The sequence below is a fragment of the Massilia sp. X63 genome, from assembly GCF_041023745.1.
Taxonomy (GTDB): Bacteria; Pseudomonadota; Gammaproteobacteria; order Burkholderiales; family Burkholderiaceae_D; genus Telluria.
Genome location: NZ_JBFTEF010000002.1, coordinates 548,018 through 567,344, shown reverse-complemented (window position 1 = coordinate 567,344; position 19,327 = coordinate 548,018). Strand labels below are relative to the sequence as shown.

Here is a 19,327-nt window from a genome sequence, read left to right as displayed (position 1 = left end):
GAAGCCATGGACATCAATCTTACCGATGGCGACGACCAGTTCGTCCATAACACGGTCCAGGACGAGTGGAATAACTACTTCGGCAAGGGCGGCAACGACAGCTTCCGGGTCTACAACGGTAATATCATTGGCGGCGCCGGCAACGACCGGATCGAACAGCTGGTAAGCAGCGACTGGTGGCGCACACTGATCGCGGCGTACTGGGACAGCCCGGGCGCCGTCGTGGTCGATCTCGAAGGCGGCTGGGCCGAGGATGGCTACGGCACCCGCGACACCCTGATCGGCGTCCAGCGCGTCAGCGGCAGCTGGGGCGATACCAAGCTGTACGGCAGCAGCCTGGACAACGAGTTCTTCGTGGGTGGCGGTAATACCGTGGTCGACGGCCGCGCGGGCGACGACCTGGTCATCCTGCCGGACTTCCGCGACCAGAACGGCGGCCGTAGCGTCACGCTGGCGGACTACACGTTCACGGTGTCGATCGATGGCCGCAGCGGCACGGCTACCTGGAGCGGCAGGCCTGAATTCAAACTCGCGTTCAGCAACGTCGAACGGTTCGTGGTCAGCGGTTCGGAAGACCGGGTCATGGTCGCCGACTACATCGTGCCGGAACAGATGGCGCGCGAAGGCCTGGTCGGCGCCAATGCCAACCGCTGGAACGCCACCCAGCCGCTCGGCAGCGCCGTCGAGCTGAGCTTCGGCTTCGCCACCGCGGCCCCGGCCAGCGGCCCGGGCGCGACCGGCTTCGCCGCCTTCACCGAGGCGCAGAAGGCGGCCGTGCGCGCCATCCTCGACAGCGCGTCGAAACTCACCGGACTGGCGTTCCGCGAAGTCGCCGCCGGCGACGCCAAGCTGCTGTTCGGCGCCAGCGCCCAGGCTGCGACCAAGGGCGTGGCTGCGATGCCGGGGCAGCCGAATGCCGGCCAGGTCTGGATGGACACCGACTCGCTCGCCGACCTCGCACTCGGTTCGGAAGGCTATGCCGCCCTGCTGCACGAGATCGGCCATGCGCTCGGCCTGCGCCACCCGCGCAATGTCGATGCGGGCGACGCCTGGACCGCCCAGTGGCGCGAGCAGGACGACGTCACCAGCTATTCGGTGATGGCGCACGGCGCCAGCCCGGACGGCCTGTACCCGTCGACCTGGGGCGCGCTCGACATTGCCGCCTTGCGCTACCTGTACGGCAGCCGCGCCGCGGGCGCCGGCGACACGGTCTACAAGCTCGGCGCCGCGCACTTCGAAGCGCAAACCAGCATCACCGACGACAGCGGCAGCGACACCATCGATGCCTCCGCCTCGCGCATCGGCGTCTCGATCGACCTGACGCCGGGCAGCCTGTCGAGCGTGGGCCTGACCAGGGGCGGCGCAGTGGCGCTCGACAACCTGGGCATCACCCCGGGCACCTGGATCGAGTCGGTGGTCGGCTCGCAGTACGACGATGTCCTGATCGGCAACAGCCGCGACAACAGCCTGCGCGGCGGCCTGGGCAACGATTGGCTCGACGGCGGCGACGGCATCGACACCGCGGTCTTCGAAGGCAAGCGCGCCGACTACCTGATCAGCACCGGCTTCGGCAAGCTGTTCGTCACCGCGCGCGACGGCAGCGGCGGCTTCGACACCCTGCTCAACATCGAGAAGCTGCGCTTTGCCGACAGCACCATCAGCTTCGGCGCGGCCGGGCTGGCGGCCGACGCCACCATCGACGTCGACCAGAACGCCTCGACCTCGGGCCTGCTGCCGGCGTCGAGTGACGGCGCCGCCGTCACCTACAAGGTCAAGAGCGGTCCGGCGCACGGCAGCCTGACCCTGTCGGCCGGCGGCGAGTACGTCTACACGCCACAGCGCGGCTACGCGGCGGAAGACCGCTTCACCTATACCGTCACCGACAGCAAGGGCAGCAACGACTACACCGGCTTCATCGCGGTGCGCCAGCTGTCGGCCAACGTCGGCGGCACCGGCGGCGCCGACAACCTGGCCGGCACGGCCGGCGACGACACCGTGTCGGCCGGCGCCGGCAACGACCGCATCGCGGGCGGCCCCGGCTCCGACCACATCGACGCCGGCGCCGGCTTCGACATCGTGCGCTACGACGGCTTGCGCGCCAGCGTCAAGTTCACGCGTAACGAGGACGGCAGCGCCATCGCGACCAAGGCCGCGGGCGCCGACCACCTGGTGGGTGTCGAGCGCGTGCTGTTCGGCGACGGCAGCGCGGTCGCCCTCGACATCGACGGCGCCGCCGGCCAGACCTACCGCGTGTACCAGGCCGCCTTCGACCGCAAGCCCGACATTCCGGGCCTGAGCTTCTGGATGTTCAACATGGACAATGGGGTCACGCTGGAAGCGGTGGCGCGCGGCTTCCTGGAGTCCAGCGAGGCGATCAAGCTGTACGGCGCCAACCCGACGGCCGAGGAATTCGTCTCCAAGCTGTACAACAACGTGCTGCACCGCGCGCCGGAACAGGCGGGCTACGACTTCTGGGTCAATGCCATCAAGCTCGGATTCTCGCGTTCGGAACTGCTGGCGCAGTTCGCCGAGAGCGCGGAGAACCGCGCCCAGGTGATCGGCGCGATCGAGGGCGGGATCGACTACACCCCGTTCGGCGCATGAGGTCCTGGAATACCGGCCGCAAGGCCGTGCTGGCGGCGTGCGTGCTGCTGGCCGGCTGCGGCGGCGCGGACGTGGAAGACGCCGCGCCGCCGTCGCGGACCGCGAGCGCGCTGGCGCTGGCGCAGGTCGACCACGAGCGCATCGCCCAGCAGCTCTATCTGGCCTACCTTGGCCGCGCCGCCGACCCGGCCGGCCTGGCCTTCTTCGCCGGCGCCGGCCGCCAGGCGGGGCTGCCGGCGGACATGGGCGTCCTGTCCGCACGCTACGGCAGCGAGCCCGGCTGGCGCCAGGTGCTCGACAGCCTGGCCGGCAGCCCGGAAGCCCTTGCCCTGCTGTCCGGCGACGACGCAGCGGCGGTCACGGCCATGTACCGCAACCTGTTCAACCGCGCGCCCGATCCGGGCGGCCTGGCCTTCTGGTCCGGCGCGCTGGCCAGCGGCGCGCTGACGCGCGGCCAGGTGCCGGTGGCGCTGCTGGCCGGCGCGGCCGTCGCCGACCAGGCGGTGTTCGCGCGCAAGGCCGCGCTCGCAAGCGCCTTTACCGCCGCGCTCGACACGCCGGAGCGGATTGCCGCCTACAACGGCGAGGGCGCCGCGGCCGCGCTGCGCCAGGTGCTGGCCAAGGTCAGCGCCACCACCCTGGATGGCGACGTGGCCGTGCTGGTCGACGAGGCGCTGGCGGCGGTGGCGGCCTCGCCGGCCTTCCCCAAGGTGCAGGCGATCGTGCGTGCGCGCTGCGTCGCCTGCCATTCGGTGACGCCGACCATGCGCGGCTTCAACACCGCCCCGCGCGGCATCCGTTTCGATACGCCGGAGCAGATCCGCGCCGACGCCTACCGCATCTACGTCAACGTGGTCCAGACCCAGTTCATGCCTTACGGGAACCAGACCAATATGACGCAGGCCGAGCGCGCGGTGGTGCGCGCCTGGTATGAGGGGGAAGTGCAGGACGGCGCCCGGTAAACCGGTCATGCTTTGCTGCACACGCCGCCCGGTTTATCATGGCGACGCCGCAACCACTCCCGCACCACCATGAGCAAACAGGGAAAGCTGCTCGCGATCGATGGCCTGAACATCGTGCGCCGCGTCTACGAGGCCAGCCCCGAGCCCGACTCCGACCTGAAGGCCAGCATCGCGCTGCGCCATGCGTTCTCGTCCTTCCGCAACGTGCTGGAAGCGCATGCGCCGACCCACGTGCTGGCGGCCTTCGACTACGGCGGCCCCAACTGGCGCCACGCGCTCTATCCGCGCTACCGCGAAGGGCGCGCCGCCATGCCGGCGCCGCTGCGCGAGGCGCTGCCGGAATTCCACGAGCGCCTGCGCCAGGCCGGCCTGCAGGTGCTGGCCGTCCCCGAGGTCGAGGCCGACGACGTGATCGCGACCGGCGTGATGCGCTGGCTGCAGGAAGCGCGCGGCGAGGCCATCGTCGCGACTACCGACAAGGACCTGCACATCCTGATCGCGCACGGCGCGCTGGTGTGGGACCACTTCAAGAACGAATGGCATGACGACGCCTGGGTGCGCCAGCGCTTCGGCGTGGCGCCGGAACTGCTGCACGACCTGCTGGCGCTGATGGGCGATCCGACCGATGGCGTGCCCGGCGTGTCGAAGATCGGCATGAAGACCGCGGCGCGCCTGCTCAATGCCTACGGCAGCCTGGACGCGGTGGTGGCGGGCGCCGGCATCCTCAAGACCCCGCTGGGCGAAAGGCTGCGCGCCGAGCGTGAGATACTCGCCATATCGCGCTGCCTGGTGTCGCTCAAGCTGGACGTGCGCCTCGGCGTCACCTGGAACATGCTGGCTTATGAATCGAACTGAAGGATTGACGCGATGCTCAAGGCATTGATCGTGGACGGCAGCGCCATCGCGCGCGGCCTGCTCAACACCGTGCTGACGGACGGCGGCTACGAGGTCGTCGCGCAGACCCACACCGGCACGCTGGGCTACGGGCTGGCGATGAAGCACCGCCCCCAGATCGTCTGCATCGCCCGCGAGCAGGTCGAGGACGGCAGCCGCATCGTCGAGGAACTGCGCGCACAGCTGCCGAAGGCGATGATCTTCATGGTCTCGGGCACGCTCGACGCCGCCGCCATCCAGGATGCGCTGGGGCGCGGCGTGCATGGCTTCATCGTCAAGCCCTTCAAGGCGGAAACCGTGCTCAAGACGATCCGCAATACCGTGATCGCGGTGGTGCGCAAGCAGCAGGCGGCCGCCGGCGGCGCCGGCTAGCCGGCGCGCAGGTCAGCCGCGCCGCTTCATCTCGTCCGAGGCGATTGCCGCCAGCTCGTGCAAGGCGCGCAGCTCGCGCTCGCGCAGGCGGCGCGGCTCGCGGTCCAGCACGCACAGGGTACCGAAGCGGCGCCCCTGCGCATCCTGCAGCGGCACGCCGGCATAGAAGCGCACGTAGGGCGCCCGCGTGACCAGCGGGTTGTCGGCGAAGCGCAGGTCGGTGGCGGCATCGCTCACCACGAAGATGTCGCCGGTGGCCAGCGCCCCGTTGCAGAATGCCCACTCGCGTGGCGTCTCGCGCAGGTCGAGCCCGACGCGCGCCTTGAACCACTGGCGCTGCGGGGTCAGTACCGTGACCAGCGCGATCGGGCAGTCCGTCACGTGCGCGGCCAGCCGCGCCAGGCGGTCGAAGACTTCCTCGGGGGGCGTGTCGAGCAGGGCATGGCTGGACATCACGTCATAGGCCGGCAGTGCCTCCATGGCGGCAGCGGGCGCCGCGGCTGCGCTCGCGGACTCGTCCGCGGGGCTGGCGGACGGCGCGCTGCCCGGCTGTCCCTGCTGCACCTGCAGCTGGCGCACCGCGCTCAGGCGCACACGCCGGTGCCCGCCGGGCGTTTTCCAGGCCGGCAGCGCCCCGTTCTCCATCCAGATCTGCACGGTACTGACGGCAACGCCCAGCAGGTGTGCCGCCTCCCGCGTCGTCAGGATCGGATCGTCCTCGCTCATGTTCATTGGTGGTTGTGTATCGACCCAGGCATTCTACCCGAATTGCGACAATATTTGACGGAAATGCGTATGTATGTATAAAAATATTGACCACGCGTATTAATTTAGCCAAGAAAACCTCTATAATCGTCATTTCCGATAAATACGTGCGCCTTCTCGGGTGTGCGAAGCCAAGGCCGCCCATGCATTCACCGTATGAACCGTCGATCGAGGAAGCCGCTCGGCTGGAAGCCCTGCGCCAGCTGGAACTGCTCGATACCGCGCCCAGCGAAGCCTTCGACCGCATCACGCGCATGGCCGCGCAGTTGTTCCAGCTGCCGATCGCTGCGGTGTCGCTCACCGACGTCGATCGCCAGTGGTTCAAGTCGAAGGTGGGCGTCGAGCACGACACGATCCCGCGTTTGAAGGCGCCGTGCGCCCAGGTAGCCGAGAGCGGCGCGATGCTGGCCGTGCCGGACCTGCTGGAGAACGCCTGTTTCCGCGACAGCCTGCTGGCCGAGAGCGGGATCCGTTTCTACCTCGGTGCGCCGCTGGTGACGAAAGCCGGCCACTGCCTGGGTGCGATGTGCGTGCTCGGCACCGAGCCGCGCACCGTCACGGAGGCGGACCGCGCCACGCTCGCCGACCTGGCCGCCATGGTGATGGCGCAGATCGAACTGCAGCATGCGCTGGGACGGATCGATCCGGTCAGCGGCCTGCCCAACCGGAACCAGTTCGTCAGCGACGCGCGCGACCTCGTCATCGTCCACCCCGCAGGTTCGCCCCAGCTGGCCGCGCTGGTCAGCCTGGCCACGCCGGAAGAGCTGAGCGACGCGATGCGGGTGATGGGCAGCGCCTGGCTCGACGATATCGTGCGCGCCGCCGTGCCGGCGCTGCGCCGCCTGGCCGGCAGCGGCAAGATCTACCACGTCGGCCCGACCCAGTTCGTGTTCCTGGCCCCGCTCGGCCTGTCGCTGGCGCGCTTCAGCGCCACGCTGATGGACTGGCTGGCCGCGCGCGTGCCGATGGGGCAGGCCGGCTTCCTGACCACCGCCACCGTGGGCCTGGTGCGCTTCGCGGTGGGCCAGGACGCGCCGCTCGACGTGCTGCGCAACCTGCACAGCGCCGCCCACGACGCGCGCGACGCCGAGTCCGGCCTGCGCGTGTATTCGCCCGAGCAGGACGCCGCCTACCGGCACCGCTTCTGGCTGATCAGCGAGCTCGGTCGCGCGCTGGCGCAAGCAGGCGAGCTGCACCTGGTCTTCCAGCCCAAGGTCTCGCTGCGCGATGGCGGCTGCGTCGGGGTGGAGGCCCTGCTGCGCTGGAACCATCCCGAGACCGGCCCGATCCCGCCGGGCGAATTCATGCCGATCGTCGAGGCCACCTCGCTGGCGCGCGCCACCACCGAATGGGTGCTGGCAGCGGCGCTGCGCCAGCTGGCGGCCTGGCGCGAGCAGGGCGTGACGCTGCAGGTGGCGGTCAACGTCTCCGCGGTGAACCTCGAGGAACCCGATTTCTGCGATCGCGTGCTGGACGGCCTGGCATGCCACGGCCTGCCGGCCTCCTGCCTGGCGCTGGAAATGACGGAAAGCGCGCTGATGCGTAAACCAAAGGCGGCGCACGACACCATGGCGCGCCTGGCCGCGGGCGGCGTCGGGATCGCCATCGACGACTTCGGTACCGGCTACAGCAGCCTGTCGTATTTGCAGGACATGCCGGCCGACGTGGTCAAGATCGACCAGTCGTTTGTCCGCGGCATGGAGAAGGACGAGCGCACGCACGCGCTGGTGACGACCATGATCAAGCTGTCGCACGACCTCGGCCACCGGGTGGTGGCGGAAGGCGTGGAGACGGAGGAGGTGGCGCAGCTGCTGCGCGCGGCCGGCTGCGACGAGGCGCAGGGGTATTACTACGGGCGGCCGATGGCGCCGGCTGCGCTGGCGGCCTGGCTGGCCGTCAGGTAGGGTGGTCGGCTCTGCCGACCGCGCGTGAACATCAGGCGGCGTTGGTATCGATGATCCCGCCGCCCAGGCACACGTCGCCGTCATACAGCACGGCCGACTGCCCCGGCGTCACCGCCCACTGCGGCTCGGCGAAATCGAGCGCGAAGCGCTGCATGCCGTCGGCGCGCACGGTGCAGGCCACGTCGGCCTGGCGGTAGCGGGTCTTGGCGGACAGCACGCGGCCCTCGCCCGGCGGCGCCGGCGGTTCGCCCGCGGTCCAGCTGGCCTGGCCGGCTTCCAGGTGCGGCGACAGCAGCCACGGGTGGTCGTGGCCCTGCACGATGTAGAGCGTGTTGCTGGCCACGTCCTTGCGCGCCACGAACCACGGCTCGCTGGTGCCGTCCGCGGTCTTGCGCGACTTCAGGCCGCCGATGCCGATGCCCTTGCGCTGGCCCAGCGTATAGAAGGACAGGCCGATGTGCTCGCCCACGGTCTCGCCGGTGTCGAGTTTCATCGGGCCCGGCTTGTGCGACAGGTAGCGGTTCAGGAACTCGCGGAACGGGCGCTCGCCGATGAAGCAGATGCCGGTCGAGTCCTTCTTCTGCGCGTTGGGCAGGCCCAGGCGTTCGGCGATCTTGCGCACCTCGGTCTTCGGGATCTCGCCCAGCGGGAACAGCGACTTCGACAGCTGCGCCTGGTTCAGGCGGTGCAGGAAGTAACTCTGGTCCTTGGTGTGGTCGAAGGCCTTCAGCAGCTCGAACCGGCCGTCGTTCTCGCGCACGCGGGCGTAGTGGCCGGTCGCGATCAGGTCGGCGCCCAGCTTCATCGCATGGTCGAGGAAGGCCTTGAACTTGATCTCGGCATTGCACAGCACATCCGGGTTGGGCGTGCGGCCGGCCTGGTATTCGCGCAGGAATTCCGCAAACACGCGGTCCTTGTATTCGGCGGCGAAGTTGACGGCCTCGATGTCGACCCCGACCACGTCGGCCACGCTGGCCGCGTCGATCCAGTCCTGGCGCGTCGAGCAGTATTCCGAGTCGTCGTCGTCTTCCCAGTTCTTCATGAACAGGCCAATGACTTCGTAGCCCTGTTCCTTCAGCATCCACGCCGCGACCGAGGAGTCGACGCCGCCCGACATCCCGATCACGACTTTTTTCTTGCTCATTTCTGTTTCCGTATTCTTTTAAATACCACCCTCGAAGACCGAAGGATGGGTGTACAGCAGGTGTAATGGCGTGCGGTGGCCGGCCAGGTAGTCGTCCACGCACTGCAGCACGATCGGGCTGCGATGGCGCTCGGCGGTGGCGGCGATCTCGTCGCGCGTCATCCACATGGTGCGCAGGATGCCCTCGTCGAGCGGCTGGTCCAGTTCGCGGCCGGCATGCCCGCAGAAGGTGAAGCGCAGGTAAGTGACGTCGGCGCCGCGCGATTTCGAATGGTAACGCGACATGTACATGCCCACCAGCGCGGTCGGGATGAATTCGTGCGCGGTTTCCTCCAGCGCTTCGCGCACGACCGCCTGCTCGAGCGACTCGTGCGGGTCGAGGTGCCCGGCCGGCTGGTTCAGCTTCACGCCTTCGCTCGTTTCTTCCTCGATCAGCAGGAAGCGTCCCTCGCGCTCGATGATCGCGGCAACGGTCACGGATGGTTTGAAGATATCGGTCATGCGCGTCCTTGATAATGAGCCGACATTTTACCTTGACACACAGCATCTCTGCTCATCCACCGGCGCTACGGTGCGCTTGCCTGTCGTTAAATGGCCTTGATCTGTTGCAAACAATGGGTGCGCAGCGCTGGTCGGCTTGCCGGCTTTTCGCGACAATCGATGATTAATTTTTTGGTATTTGTTTTTAAGCAATTTGCATGCGCACTTGATATAAATACATGATAGATTGTGGACAGATGTGTCCACTGAACGGAGGGATTCATGAGAATTGGCATACCGGCCGAGACCAGGCCGGGCGAGACCCGCGTTGCTGCAACTCCCGAAACCGTCAAGAAGCTGGCCGCGCGCCACCAGGTGCTGGTGGAAAGCGGCGCCGGGGTACGCGCCTCCTGCCCCGACGCCGCCTATGAGGCGGCCGGCGCCACCATCGTCGACAACGCCACCGCCTTCGGCGCCGACATGGTGCTCAAGGTGCGCAGTCCCGACGCCGCCGAATGCAGCCGCATGCGGCCCGGCAGCGTGCTGGTCGGCATGCTCAATCCCTTCGATACCGAGAACCTGGCGCTGCTCGCCGGCGCCGGCCTGACCGCCTTCGCGCTGGAGGCCGCGCCGCGCATCACGCGCGCCCAGTCGATGGACGTGCTGTCGAGCCAGGCCAACATCGCCGGCTACAAGGCCGTGATGCTGGCCGCGAACACCTACCAGCGCTTCATGCCGATGCTGATGACGGCCGCCGGCACGGTCAAGGCGGCGCGGGTCCTGATCATGGGCGTCGGCGTGGCCGGCCTGCAGGCCATCGCCACCGCCAAGCGCCTGGGCGCCGTGATCGAAGCCTCCGACGTGCGCCCGCCGGTGAAGGAACAGGTGGAATCGCTCGGCGCCAAGTTCATCGACGTGCCCTACGAGACCGACGAGGAGCGCGAGATCGCGGTAGGCGCAGGCGGCTACGCGCGGCCGATGCCGGCCGCCTGGATGCAGCGCCAGGCGGCGCTGGTGCACGAGCGCGCCAAACTGGCCGACATCATCGTCACCACCGCCCTGATCCCGGGCCGCAAGGCGCCCATCCTGATTTCCGAAGAGACGGTGCGGGCCATGAAGCCCGGTTCGGTCATCGTCGACATGGCGATCGAGCAGGGCGGCAACTGCCCGCTGACGGAACTGGGCCGCACGGTGATCAAGCACGGCGTGCACATCATCGGCGAGCCGAACCTGGCCTCGCTGGTGGCGGCCGACGCCTCGGCCCTGTACGCCCGCAACGTGCTCGACTTCCTCAAGCTGGTCATCGACAAGGAAGACAGGTTCGCGATCGACCGCGAGGACGAGATCGTGCGCGCCACCCTGGTGTGCGCGGACGGGGCAGTGTTGCGCACATAAGAACCGGACACGAGGAGCGAAGCATGGACATCAGCCATACCATCATCAACCTGATCATCTTCGTGCTGGCCATCTACGTCGGCTACCACGTGGTCTGGAACGTCACCCCCGCGCTGCATACGCCGCTGATGGCGGTGACCAACGCGATCTCGGCCATCATCATCGTCGGCGCCATGCTGGCCGCCGGCCTCACCGAAGGGCTGGCCGGGCAGGTGGCCGGCACCATCGCGGTGGCGCTGGCCGCCGTCAACGTCTTCGGCGGCTTCATGGTCACGCGCCGCATGCTCGAGATGTTCAAGAAGAAGGAACCGAAACGGTCCGGCGATCCGGCGGCCGCGAAGACCGCTGCAGCGGAGGAACGGGCATGAACTTCATCAGCATGAATGTCGTGACGCTGCTCTACCTGGTGGCGTCGGTCTGCTTCATCCAGGCGCTCAAGGGCCTGTCCTCGCCGTCGACGGCGCGCATCGGCAATACCTTCGGCATGGCCGGCATGGCGATCGCGGTTGTCACCACCATCGCCCTGATGCTCAAGCTGCAGGCGGAACTGGCCACGGGCAGCGGCATGGGCTTCACCCTGGTGCTGCTGGGGGTGGTGGTCGGCGGCGCGATCGGCGCGGTGGCGGCAAAAAAGGTCGAGATGACCAAGATGCCGGAGCTGGTCGCGGCGATGCACTCGCTGATCGGCCTGGCCGCGGTGTGCATCGCGATCGCCGCGGTGTCCGAACCCTGGGCTTTCAAGATTGCCGAGCGTGGCGGCGCGCTGCCTTTCGGGAATCGCCTGGAGCTGTTCATCGGCACCTTCGTCGGCGCGGTGACCTTCTCGGGTTCGGTGATCGCCTTCGGCAAGCTGTCGGGCAAATACAAATTCCGCCTGTTCCAGGGCGCGCCGGTGCGCTTCGCCGGCCAGCACATTTTGAACCTGGTGCTGGCCATCGCGATCGTGGCGCTGGGCCTGGTGTTCTGCTTCGACGACAACGTGGCCCCGGCCTGGACCCCGTTCATCGTCATGGCCGCGCTGTCCTTCGTGCTGGGCGTCCTGATCATCATCCCGATCGGCGGCGCCGACATGCCGGTGGTGGTGTCGATGCTGAACTCCTACTCGGGCTGGGCGGCGGCGGGCATCGGCTTCTCGCTGAACAACTCGATGCTGATCATCGCCGGCTCGCTGGTGGGCTCGAGCGGCGCGATCCTCTCGTACATCATGTGCAAGGCGATGAACCGTTCCTTCTTCAACGTGATCCTGGGCGGCTTCGGCGGCGAGGCCGTCGTCGACGATGGCGGCGCCCGGGAACAGCGCCCGGTCAAGTCCGGCTCGGCCGACGATGCCGCCTTCATCCTGCAGAATGCCGAATCGGTGATCATCGTCCCCGGCTACGGCCTGGCGGTGGCGCGCGCCCAGCACGCGGTGAAGGAACTGGTGGACAAGCTCACCGAGCACGGCGTGCAGGTGCGCTACGCGATCCACCCGGTGGCGGGCCGCATGCCCGGCCACATGAACGTGCTGCTGGCCGAGGCCGAGGTGCCCTACGACCAGGTGGCCGAGATGGAAGACATCAACGGCGAGTTCGGCCAGACCGACGTGGTGCTGGTGCTGGGAGCGAACGACGTGGTGAACCCGGCGGCCAAGGATCCGAAATCGCCGATCGCCGGCATGCCCATCCTCGAGGCCTACAAAGCCAAGAGCATCATCGTGAATAAACGTTCGATGGCCTCGGGTTACGCCGGCCTGGACAACGAACTGTTCTACCAGCCCAACACGATGATGGTCTTTGGCGATGCCAAGAAGGTGATCGAATCGATGGTCAAGGCGGTCGAATAAGGAGCTGACGGTGCTGCGCTTCGACGTGTTCGGCAGGCGGGTCGACATCAGCGGCGCGCCGGGCAGCTGGCAGGCCTGGTATCCCGGCAGCGAGGGCAAGCGCCGCCCTGCCGATTTTGTCGTCCCGCATGACACCCCCGAGGACGGCCTGCTGGACTACCTGGCCGACCTGTTCCACGAAGACGCCAGCCCGCGCCGGCCGACGGCGCGGCGTCTCGGTTCCTGACCGGATCAGCGGCGGCCGAACATCATCAGGTCGGCCAGCAGCAGGCGCGCGGGTTTCACGACATCCAGCGCCGCCAGCGACAGCCCGAGCAGCGGCTGCAGCGGGCCGCCGCCGGTGAAGGCGCGCGCCATGGTGTCGGTCAGCGAGATCGTCAGCCGGCGGTCCTGGGCGCGCTCGTTCATGAAACCGTCCACCGCGCCTGGGCTGGCGCCGCGCGCCAGCTGGCGCGCCAGCACGGCTGCATCGCGCAGCCCCAGGTTCAGGCCCTGGCCGGCGACCGGGTGCAGGGTCTGGGCGGCATTGCCGATCGCGACCGTCCGCGCGGTGGCGCGCGCCTCGGCGTTCAGGCCGAGCGGGAAGGCGACGCGCGGCGAGGCGGCGGTGAACGTGCCCAGGCGGGTGCCGAAGGCCTCGCCCAGCTGGGCAAGAAACGCGGCATCGTCGAGCATCTGGACGTCGACCGCGCGCTCGGGGCGCATGCACCAGACCAGCGCATACTGGTGGCCATCGCCGCCGTCCTGCGGCAGCAGGGCCAGCGGGCCTTCGTCGGTGAAGCGCTCGAAGGCGCGCTGCGCCACCGGCTCGCTCACGCTGACGCGTGCAATCAGGGCGGTCTGGCCGTAGTCGCGCTGTTGGGCGCGGCTGTCCTGCTGGCCGAACACGCCGCCCTCGGCCTGCACCGCCACCTGGGCGAACACGGTACGGCCATCGTCCAGGCGCAGCGCCACGCCGTCGTGCTGTTCGTCGAAGGTCTCGACCCGGGCCGGGCGCAGCGTCGTCACGCCGGCCTTGTCGCAGGCGCGCGCCAGCGCATCCACCACGTCGCCGTAGCGCGCCACATAGCCCAGCGCCGGCAGCCCGTGCTCGGCGCGGTCCATCAGGCTGCGCCCCAGCTGGCCGCGGCGCGAGACATGGATTTCGTGGATCGGGGTGGCCGGCAGCGGCCAGGACCGCACTTCGTCCAGCAGCTGCACGCTGCCCCAGGACAGCGCGATCGAGCGCGGGTCGCTGATCGCCTGGCCCAGCGACTTGGCGTCGACGAGGGCGATCCGTTTGCCGTCCACGCCACGCCGCGCCAGGAAGGCGGCCAGCGCCAGCCCGACCGGGCCGGCGCCGCAGATCGCCACATCGATATCCAGGCGTTCATCCGCCATGCACGCGCTCCTTCATCAAGTTTTCAATGTCCGCCACGGCTTTCGGGGCGTCGCCGGACAGCACGCGGCAGCCGTCGTCCGTGACGACCACGTCGTCCTCGATCCGGATGCCGATGTTCCAGTATTGCTCCGGCACGCCTTCGCCCGGGCGCACGTAGAGGCCCGGCTCCACCGTCAGCGCCATGCCCGGGAGCAGGGGCCGCGAGGGGCGCTCGGCCTGGGCCAGGTCGCGGTAGGGGCCGACGTCGTGCACGTCCATCCCCAGCCAGTGGCCGGTGCCGTGCATGTAGAACTGCAGGTGGGCCTTGGCGGCGATCGCGTCCTCGGGCGAGCCGTACTTGTTCTTGTCGAGCAGGCCGAGGTCCAGCATGCCGGCCGCCAGCACCCCGACGGCCGCTTCGTGCATTGCGCTGTAGGGCTTGCCGGGCACGATTTCGGCGCAGGCAGCCTGCTGCGCCTGCAGCACCAGCGCGTACAGGACCCGTTGCGCTTCGCTGAAGCGTCCGCTCACCGGCCAGGTGCGCGTGATGTCCGAGGCGTAGCCGTCGAACTCGCAGCCGGCATCGACCAGCACCAGCTCGCCTTCGCGGCATTGGCGATTGTTCTGGTTGTAGTGCAGCACGCAGGCATTCGGGCCGGAGGCCACGATCGGGGTATAGGCCGGGAACTGGGCGCCGTGGCGGCGGAATTCGTGCAGCAGCTCGGCCTCGATCTCGTATTCGAACACGCCGGGGCGGGTAAACCGCATCGCGCGCGCATGGGCGCCGGCGGCGAGCGCCGCGGCGCGACCCATGAGCGCCTGTTCGCCGGCGTCCTTCAGCAGGCGCATCTCGTCGAGGATGCCGAGCAGGTGGTGGGTGGAGGCGGGCGCGGCAATGCCGCTGCGGCCCTGGGCGCGCACGGCCTTGAGCCAGCCGCTTACCTGGGCGTCGAGCGCCGCGCTGTGGCCGAGCGCGTAGTACAGCGCCGGCACGTCGGCCAGCAGCTTGCCCATCTGCGCATCGAGTTCGCCGATGGGGAAGGCTTCATCGAAGCCAAAGGCGATGCGCGCCGCTTCCGGGCCGTAGCGGTAGCCGTCCCAGATCTCGCGCTCCGGGTTCTTCTCGCGGCAGAACAGGATCGCGCGCGCCGGCGTGCCGCCCGTCGCGGCAAGCAGTACCAGCACGGCTTCCGGCTCCGCGAAGCCGGTCAGGTAATAGAAATAGCTGTCGTGCCGGTAGGGGTAGTCGCTGTCGCCGTTGCGCAGCACTTCCGGCGCGGTGGCCAGCACCGCGACCGATCCCGGCTGCATGCGCGCCGCCAGGCGCGCGCGGCGTTCGATGTGCGTCGCGGCGGCCGCGGTCATGAACCCGTCTTGGCCGCCAGCGGCGCGTTGAGTTCTTCCAGCTGCTGCGCGGTGCCGACGTTGACCCATAGGCCCTGGTACAGCTCGCCGCCCACGCGGCCCTGCTCGATGAACTTGCGCATCAGGGGGCCGAACTTGACGAAGTCGCCCGCCTGGATGCCCTCGAACATCTCGGGGCGGTAGACGCCGATGCCGGCGAAGTTCCACTTGGCCGGGCCGTCGTTGCGCAGCGTGTACATGTCGAGCGCGAAGTCGCCGCCCGGGTTGTGCCAGGGGTTCGGCGTCAGCCACAGCCAGGCGATGTCGCGCTTGTCCGGCGGGTAGGGGATGCCCAGCATGTCCTTGTCCTTCAGGACGTCGAACACCTGGGAAAAATCGAAGTAGGGCGCGTAGATGTCGCCCGACACCGCCAGGAAAGGCTCGTCGCCCAGCAGGTGCAGGGCGTTGGCGATGCCGCCCGCGGTTTCCAGCGGGGTCGGCTCGTGCGAGTACACGATGCGCGCGCCATACTTGCTGCCGTCGCCCAGCTCTTCCTCGATCATGTGGCCGAGGTGCGAGTGGTTGATGACGATGTCCTTGATCCCGGCGCGCACCAGGTTCAGCACGTGGTAGGTGATCATCGGACGTCCGCGCACCTTGAGCAGCGGCTTGGGGCAGGCGTCCGTGAGCGGACGCATGCGCTCGCCGCGGCCGGCGGCGAAAATCATGGCTTTCATGAGAATGGACCCGTCGTCAGAAGGTGTAGCCGACCGCCGGCGCCTTGTCCTCGAGCGCGTCGAGCAGGCGGATCAGCGGCTTGAGTTCGGTGTAGCGGTTGGCGGTGCGGCGCACGTAGTCCATCACCGTCGGCAGGTCGCCCATGTAGTTCGGCTTGCTGTCGCGGTAGTTCAGGCGGCAGAAGATGCCGAGGATCTTCAGGTGGCGCTGCAGGGCCATGAATTCGAAGTCGCGGTAGAAGGCGTCGATGTCCGGATTCACCGGCAGGCCGACCTGCTTGGCGCTCTGCCAGTAGCGCACCACCCAGTCCAGCACGATCTCTTCGTCCCACTGGACGTAGGCGTCGCGCAGCAGCGAAGCCAGGTCGTAGGTGATCGGGCCGTAGACCGCGTCCTGGAAGTCGAGCACCCCCGGATTGCCCTGTTCGAGCCACATCAGGTTACGCGAATGGAAATCGCGGTGCATGTAGACCTGTTGCTGGGCCAGCACGTTGGCGGTGATCGCCTCGAACACCTTGTCCAGTTGCGCCTGCTGCTTGTCGTCCAGTTTCACGCCCAGGTGGCGTTCGATATACCACTCGGGGAACAAATTCATCTCGCGCAGCACGAAGGCGCGGTCGAACTCGGGCAGCTTGCCGGGCTGGCTGGCGAGCTGGAACTTGAGCAGGGCGTCGACCGCGTCCGAGTACATGAAGGCGGCATTGTCCGCATCCAGGCGCTGCAGGTAGGTGGTCACGCCGAGGTCGGACAGCAGCAGGAAGCCGCTCTCGACGGCTCTGGCGACGATGGCCGGCACCGTGACGCCGGCATCCAGCAGCAGGCCTTGCACGTGGATGAAGGCGGGCACGTTCTCGCGTTCCGGCGGCGCATCCATGGCCACCAGGGTCGCGCCCAGTTTCTCGCGCATGGCGGGAACGACGTCGTAGCGGAAATAACGTCGGAAACTGGCATCCGCGGATGCCGGGCGGCCGGTTTCCACTTCCACCAGGCCGGTCGAGGCCAGCCATTCGGTCAGCTGCTGCAGGCGCGCGTCCTTATCAGCGGAAGTGGAAGAATTTTGATACAAAGATGACATGAAGCGGCCTGGTGAATCGGGTTGATCAAAGTTATTCCCATATAATAAGGGATTCATTCCAAAAATACCGCCCTTTATGGCGCACGCAGATTCTCCATGAGCTGGTTTTCGGCCCACCCATTTCCTCCGCGACAGGCGCTCGCATTGTATGTACTGGCCAGTGCGGCCGCCGGCGTTTCGTTGCCGCTGCATGCACAGGACGTCGCTCCCGCGCCACAGTCGAGCACAAGCCGGGATGAGCAAGACCTCCCGATCACGATCCGTGCCGAGGAGATCAGCGGCCGTCCCGACCGCCAGATCAACCTCGAGCGCAATGTCGAACTGACCCGCGGCCAGACCCGCCTGACCGCCGACACCGCCTGCTACCTGCGGATCGAAGACCAGGTCACCGCCATCGGCAACGTCAACATGTGGCGTTTCGGCGACCGCTACAAGGGCGACGAGCTGCAGCTGAACCTGGAGACCGGCAAGGGCTATGTGCTGCGTCCCGAGTACCGTTTGCAGCTGAACAACGCCCAGGGCAATGCCTCGCGCATCGACTTCCTCGGCGAAGACGTGGCGCTGGTGCGCGACGGCACCTACAGCACCTGCGAAGGGCCGGACCCCGACTGGTACCTCAAGTCGAGCACGCTGCGCCTGGACAGCGGCCGCGACGTCGGCCTGGCCGGCAAGACGGTCATCTATTTCAAGGACGTGCCGATCCTCGGCACCCCGGCCCTGTCGTTCTCGCTGTCGGGCGCGCGCCGCTCCGGCTGGCTGGCGCCCACCGTGGGCTTCGGCTCCAAGGGCAAGGCCGAGGTCATGGTGCCGTATTACTTCAACATCGCGCCAAACCGCGACCTGACCCTGTTCCCGCGCCTGATGCTCGACCGCGGCCTGCAGCTCGGCGCCACCGGGCGCTACCTCGGCGTCACCGGTCTCGGCGCCTACAACGGCGAAACCCACGTCGAAGGCCTGCGTCACGACCGCGAGACCGGCGAGGACCGCTGGCGCGTCGACTCGGTCCATACCCAGGCCCTGGGCCCGGGCTGGTCCTACGGCTGGAACCTGCACGCCGCTTCCGACGACGAATACCCGAGCGACTTTTCGCGCACCGTGGCCGCCAGCGCCGAGCGCCAGCTGCTGCGCGAGGTGCGCACCGACTACGTCGGCCAGTACTGGAGCCTGTCCGCGCGCGCCCAGAACTACCAGGTGCTGCAGGATCCGGCCGCGACGCCGACCAACGGCCTGGCGGTGCCGCGTCCCTACGACCGCCTGCCGCAGATTAACTTCCACGCCGGCCGCTACGATGTGAAGGGCTTCGACTGGGCCGTCGACGCCGAGGCGGTCAGCTTCTGGCACCCGGACTGGGTGCGCGGCAACCGCGCAGTGGCCGTGGCCCAGGTCAGCTATCCGTGGGTGCGTCCGGGCTGGTTCGTCACGCCCAAGGTAATCAGCCACCACACCAAGTACGACCTGGACCGGACCAACAGCTACACCGGCCCGACCAAGCTGTCGCGCAGCCTGAACACCTTCTCGCTCGACAGCGGCATGATCTTCGAGCGCGAGGCCTCGCTGTTCGGCAGCGCCGGCACCCAGACCCTGGAGCCGCGCCTGTTCTACGTGTACACGCCGTACAAGGACCAGAGCCTGTTCCCGAACTTCGACACCGGCCGTTCCGGCTTCAACTACGCCCAGCTGTTCAGCGAGAACCGCTACGTCGGCGCCGACCGCGTGTCGGACGCCAACCAGCTGACCGCCGCCGTGGTGTCGCGTTACATCCAGCCGGACGGCGCCGAGCGCCTGCGCCTGGCCGTCGGCCAGCGCCTCTACCTCAAGGAGCCGCGCGTGCGCCTGCCGGGCGAGCCGCTGCACCAGAGCCGTTCCGACCTGCTGCTGGCGGCCTCGGGCCGCATTTCGGAGACCTGGAGCTTCGATAGCGGCGTACAATACGACGCGACCGGCAGCAACCTGTACAGCTCGAACCTGAGCACGCAGTGGCGGCCGGCCCCGATGAAGGTCCTGAACGCCGAATACCGCTACCAGCGCGGCAGCTTCCGCAACGTCGACCTGTCGGCGCAATGGCCGCTGTCGGCGCGCTGGTATGGCGTCGGGCGCGTCAGCTATGCGCTGCGATCGTACACCGTGGGCAGCGCGACGCCGGGCAAGGGCAAGCTGCTCGAGAGCCTGGTCGGTCTCGAGTACAAGGCCGATTGCTGGGTGTTCCGCGCCGGGGTCCAGCGTTTCGTGACCGCCGCCCAGACCACCTCGACGCCGATCTTCTTCCAGCTCGAGCTCAACGGCCTGTCGCGCCTGGGGTCGGGCAACCCGCTCGAGACGTTCAACAAGAGCGTGCCGGGCTATACGCAGCTGAACAGCAATGTGGGGCGTCCCTGAAATTTAAGGACGCTTTAAAACGCTGTGGAGTACACTGCGTGGTTGGCAATTGAATGATTATTCACCCTGAATGAGTGCTTTCCAGATGACGCG

17 protein-coding genes are annotated in these 19,327 nt (G+C 68.0%); 10 read left to right on the top strand and 7 right to left on the bottom strand.

The window, feature by feature from the left end:
- Nucleotides 1-6 precede the first annotated feature (6 nt).
- The 4 genes from AB3347_RS06640 (at nucleotide 7) to AB3347_RS06625 (ending at nucleotide 4,832) form a co-directional block, all read left to right on the top strand.
- The gene (locus tag AB3347_RS06640) at nucleotides 7-2,604 is read left to right on the top strand and encodes a DUF4214 domain-containing protein (protein WP_369090987.1); all 2,598 of its coding nucleotides are present in this window, start codon (nucleotides 7-9) and stop codon (nucleotides 2,602-2,604) included.
- A complete protein-coding gene (locus AB3347_RS06635; protein WP_369090986.1) occupies nucleotides 2,601-3,566 on the top strand; it encodes a DUF4214 domain-containing protein in 966 nt (321 codons plus the stop codon). The genes AB3347_RS06640 and AB3347_RS06635 overlap by 4 nt, the downstream gene beginning before the upstream one ends.
- 69 nt (nucleotides 3,567-3,635) lie before the next feature.
- The gene (locus tag AB3347_RS06630) at nucleotides 3,636-4,421 is read left to right on the top strand and encodes a 5'-3' exonuclease H3TH domain-containing protein (protein ID WP_369090985.1); all 786 of its coding nucleotides are present in this window, start codon (nucleotides 3,636-3,638) and stop codon (nucleotides 4,419-4,421) included.
- A 12-nt stretch (nucleotides 4,422-4,433) separates the two neighbouring features.
- Nucleotides 4,434-4,832 (top strand): response regulator, encoded by a 399-nt coding sequence (locus AB3347_RS06625; protein WP_369090984.1) that lies wholly within the window; start codon nucleotides 4,434-4,436, stop codon nucleotides 4,830-4,832.
- Nucleotides 4,833-4,844: 12 nt separating this feature from the next.
- On the opposite strand, the gene AB3347_RS06620 is transcribed toward AB3347_RS06625, so the two are convergent.
- On the bottom strand, nucleotides 4,845-5,558 hold the full coding sequence (locus AB3347_RS06620; protein WP_369090983.1) for a GAF domain-containing protein: 714 nt from the start codon (nucleotides 5,556-5,558) through the stop codon (nucleotides 4,845-4,847).
- A 182-nt stretch (nucleotides 5,559-5,740) separates the two neighbouring features.
- Between AB3347_RS06620 and AB3347_RS06615 the strand changes: the two genes are divergently transcribed.
- A complete protein-coding gene (locus AB3347_RS06615; protein WP_369090982.1) occupies nucleotides 5,741-7,501 on the top strand; it encodes a putative bifunctional diguanylate cyclase/phosphodiesterase in 1,761 nt (586 codons plus the stop codon).
- Nucleotides 7,502-7,532: 31 nt separating this feature from the next.
- Here the strand turns inward: AB3347_RS06615 and mnmA are convergent, their stop codons facing one another.
- Together mnmA and AB3347_RS06605 are read right to left on the bottom strand one after the other, a co-directional pair.
- On the bottom strand, nucleotides 7,533-8,645 hold the full coding sequence (gene mnmA, locus AB3347_RS06610) for a tRNA 2-thiouridine(34) synthase MnmA (RefSeq protein ID WP_369090981.1): 1,113 nt from the start codon (nucleotides 8,643-8,645) through the stop codon (nucleotides 7,533-7,535).
- Nucleotides 8,646-8,663: 18 nt separating this feature from the next.
- On the bottom strand, nucleotides 8,664-9,146 hold the full coding sequence (locus AB3347_RS06605; protein WP_369090980.1) for an NUDIX hydrolase: 483 nt from the start codon (nucleotides 9,144-9,146) through the stop codon (nucleotides 8,664-8,666).
- A gap of 261 nt (nucleotides 9,147-9,407) precedes the next feature.
- Here AB3347_RS06605 and AB3347_RS06600 point away from each other — a divergent pair, with 261 nt between their 5' ends.
- The 4 genes from AB3347_RS06600 to AB3347_RS06585 are packed head-to-tail and all read left to right on the top strand — an operon-like array spanning nucleotide 9,408 to nucleotide 12,568.
- Nucleotides 9,408-10,520, top strand: coding sequence for a Re/Si-specific NAD(P)(+) transhydrogenase subunit alpha (locus AB3347_RS06600; protein ID WP_369090979.1), 1,113 nt, complete (start codon nucleotides 9,408-9,410; stop codon nucleotides 10,518-10,520).
- A gap of 23 nt (nucleotides 10,521-10,543) precedes the next feature.
- Nucleotides 10,544-10,888 carry an NAD(P) transhydrogenase subunit alpha gene (locus AB3347_RS06595; RefSeq protein WP_369090978.1) on the top strand — a complete coding sequence of 115 codons (345 nt, stop codon included), beginning with the start codon at nucleotides 10,544-10,546 and terminating at the stop codon, nucleotides 10,886-10,888.
- Entirely contained in the window at nucleotides 10,885-12,342 is a 1,458-nt protein-coding gene (locus AB3347_RS06590; RefSeq protein WP_369090977.1) for an NAD(P)(+) transhydrogenase (Re/Si-specific) subunit beta, read from the top strand. Before AB3347_RS06595 ends, AB3347_RS06590 begins: the two co-directional genes overlap by 4 nt.
- Nucleotides 12,343-12,346: 4 nt before the next feature.
- On the top strand, nucleotides 12,347-12,568 hold the full coding sequence (locus tag AB3347_RS06585) for a hypothetical protein (RefSeq protein WP_369091084.1): 222 nt from the start codon (nucleotides 12,347-12,349) through the stop codon (nucleotides 12,566-12,568).
- Between the two features lie 5 nt (nucleotides 12,569-12,573).
- Here the strand turns inward: AB3347_RS06585 and AB3347_RS06580 are convergent, their stop codons facing one another.
- From AB3347_RS06580 to AB3347_RS06565, 4 genes are read right to left on the bottom strand one after another with little or no spacing between them, the layout of a single operon-like run.
- On the bottom strand, nucleotides 12,574-13,722 hold the full coding sequence (locus tag AB3347_RS06580) for a UbiH/UbiF/VisC/COQ6 family ubiquinone biosynthesis hydroxylase (RefSeq protein ID WP_369090976.1): 1,149 nt from the start codon (nucleotides 13,720-13,722) through the stop codon (nucleotides 12,574-12,576).
- On the bottom strand, nucleotides 13,712-15,067 hold the full coding sequence (locus AB3347_RS06575) for an aminopeptidase P N-terminal domain-containing protein (protein WP_369090975.1): 1,356 nt from the start codon (nucleotides 15,065-15,067) through the stop codon (nucleotides 13,712-13,714). Before AB3347_RS06575 ends, AB3347_RS06580 begins: the two co-directional genes overlap by 11 nt.
- Entirely contained in the window at nucleotides 15,064-15,783 is a 720-nt protein-coding gene (gene murU / locus AB3347_RS06570) for an N-acetylmuramate alpha-1-phosphate uridylyltransferase MurU (RefSeq protein WP_369090974.1), read from the bottom strand. The genes AB3347_RS06575 and murU overlap by 4 nt, the downstream gene beginning before the upstream one ends.
- A 16-nt stretch (nucleotides 15,784-15,799) precedes the next feature.
- The gene (locus tag AB3347_RS06565; protein WP_369090973.1) at nucleotides 15,800-16,858 is read right to left on the bottom strand and encodes an aminoglycoside phosphotransferase family protein; all 1,059 of its coding nucleotides are present in this window, start codon (nucleotides 16,856-16,858) and stop codon (nucleotides 15,800-15,802) included.
- 96 nt (nucleotides 16,859-16,954) lie between these two features.
- Here AB3347_RS06565 and AB3347_RS06560 point away from each other — a divergent pair, with 96 nt between their 5' ends.
- On the top strand, nucleotides 16,955-19,234 hold the full coding sequence (locus AB3347_RS06560) for an LPS-assembly protein LptD (RefSeq protein WP_369090972.1): 2,280 nt from the start codon (nucleotides 16,955-16,957) through the stop codon (nucleotides 19,232-19,234).
- The last annotated feature ends 93 nt before the right edge of the window (nucleotides 19,235-19,327 follow it).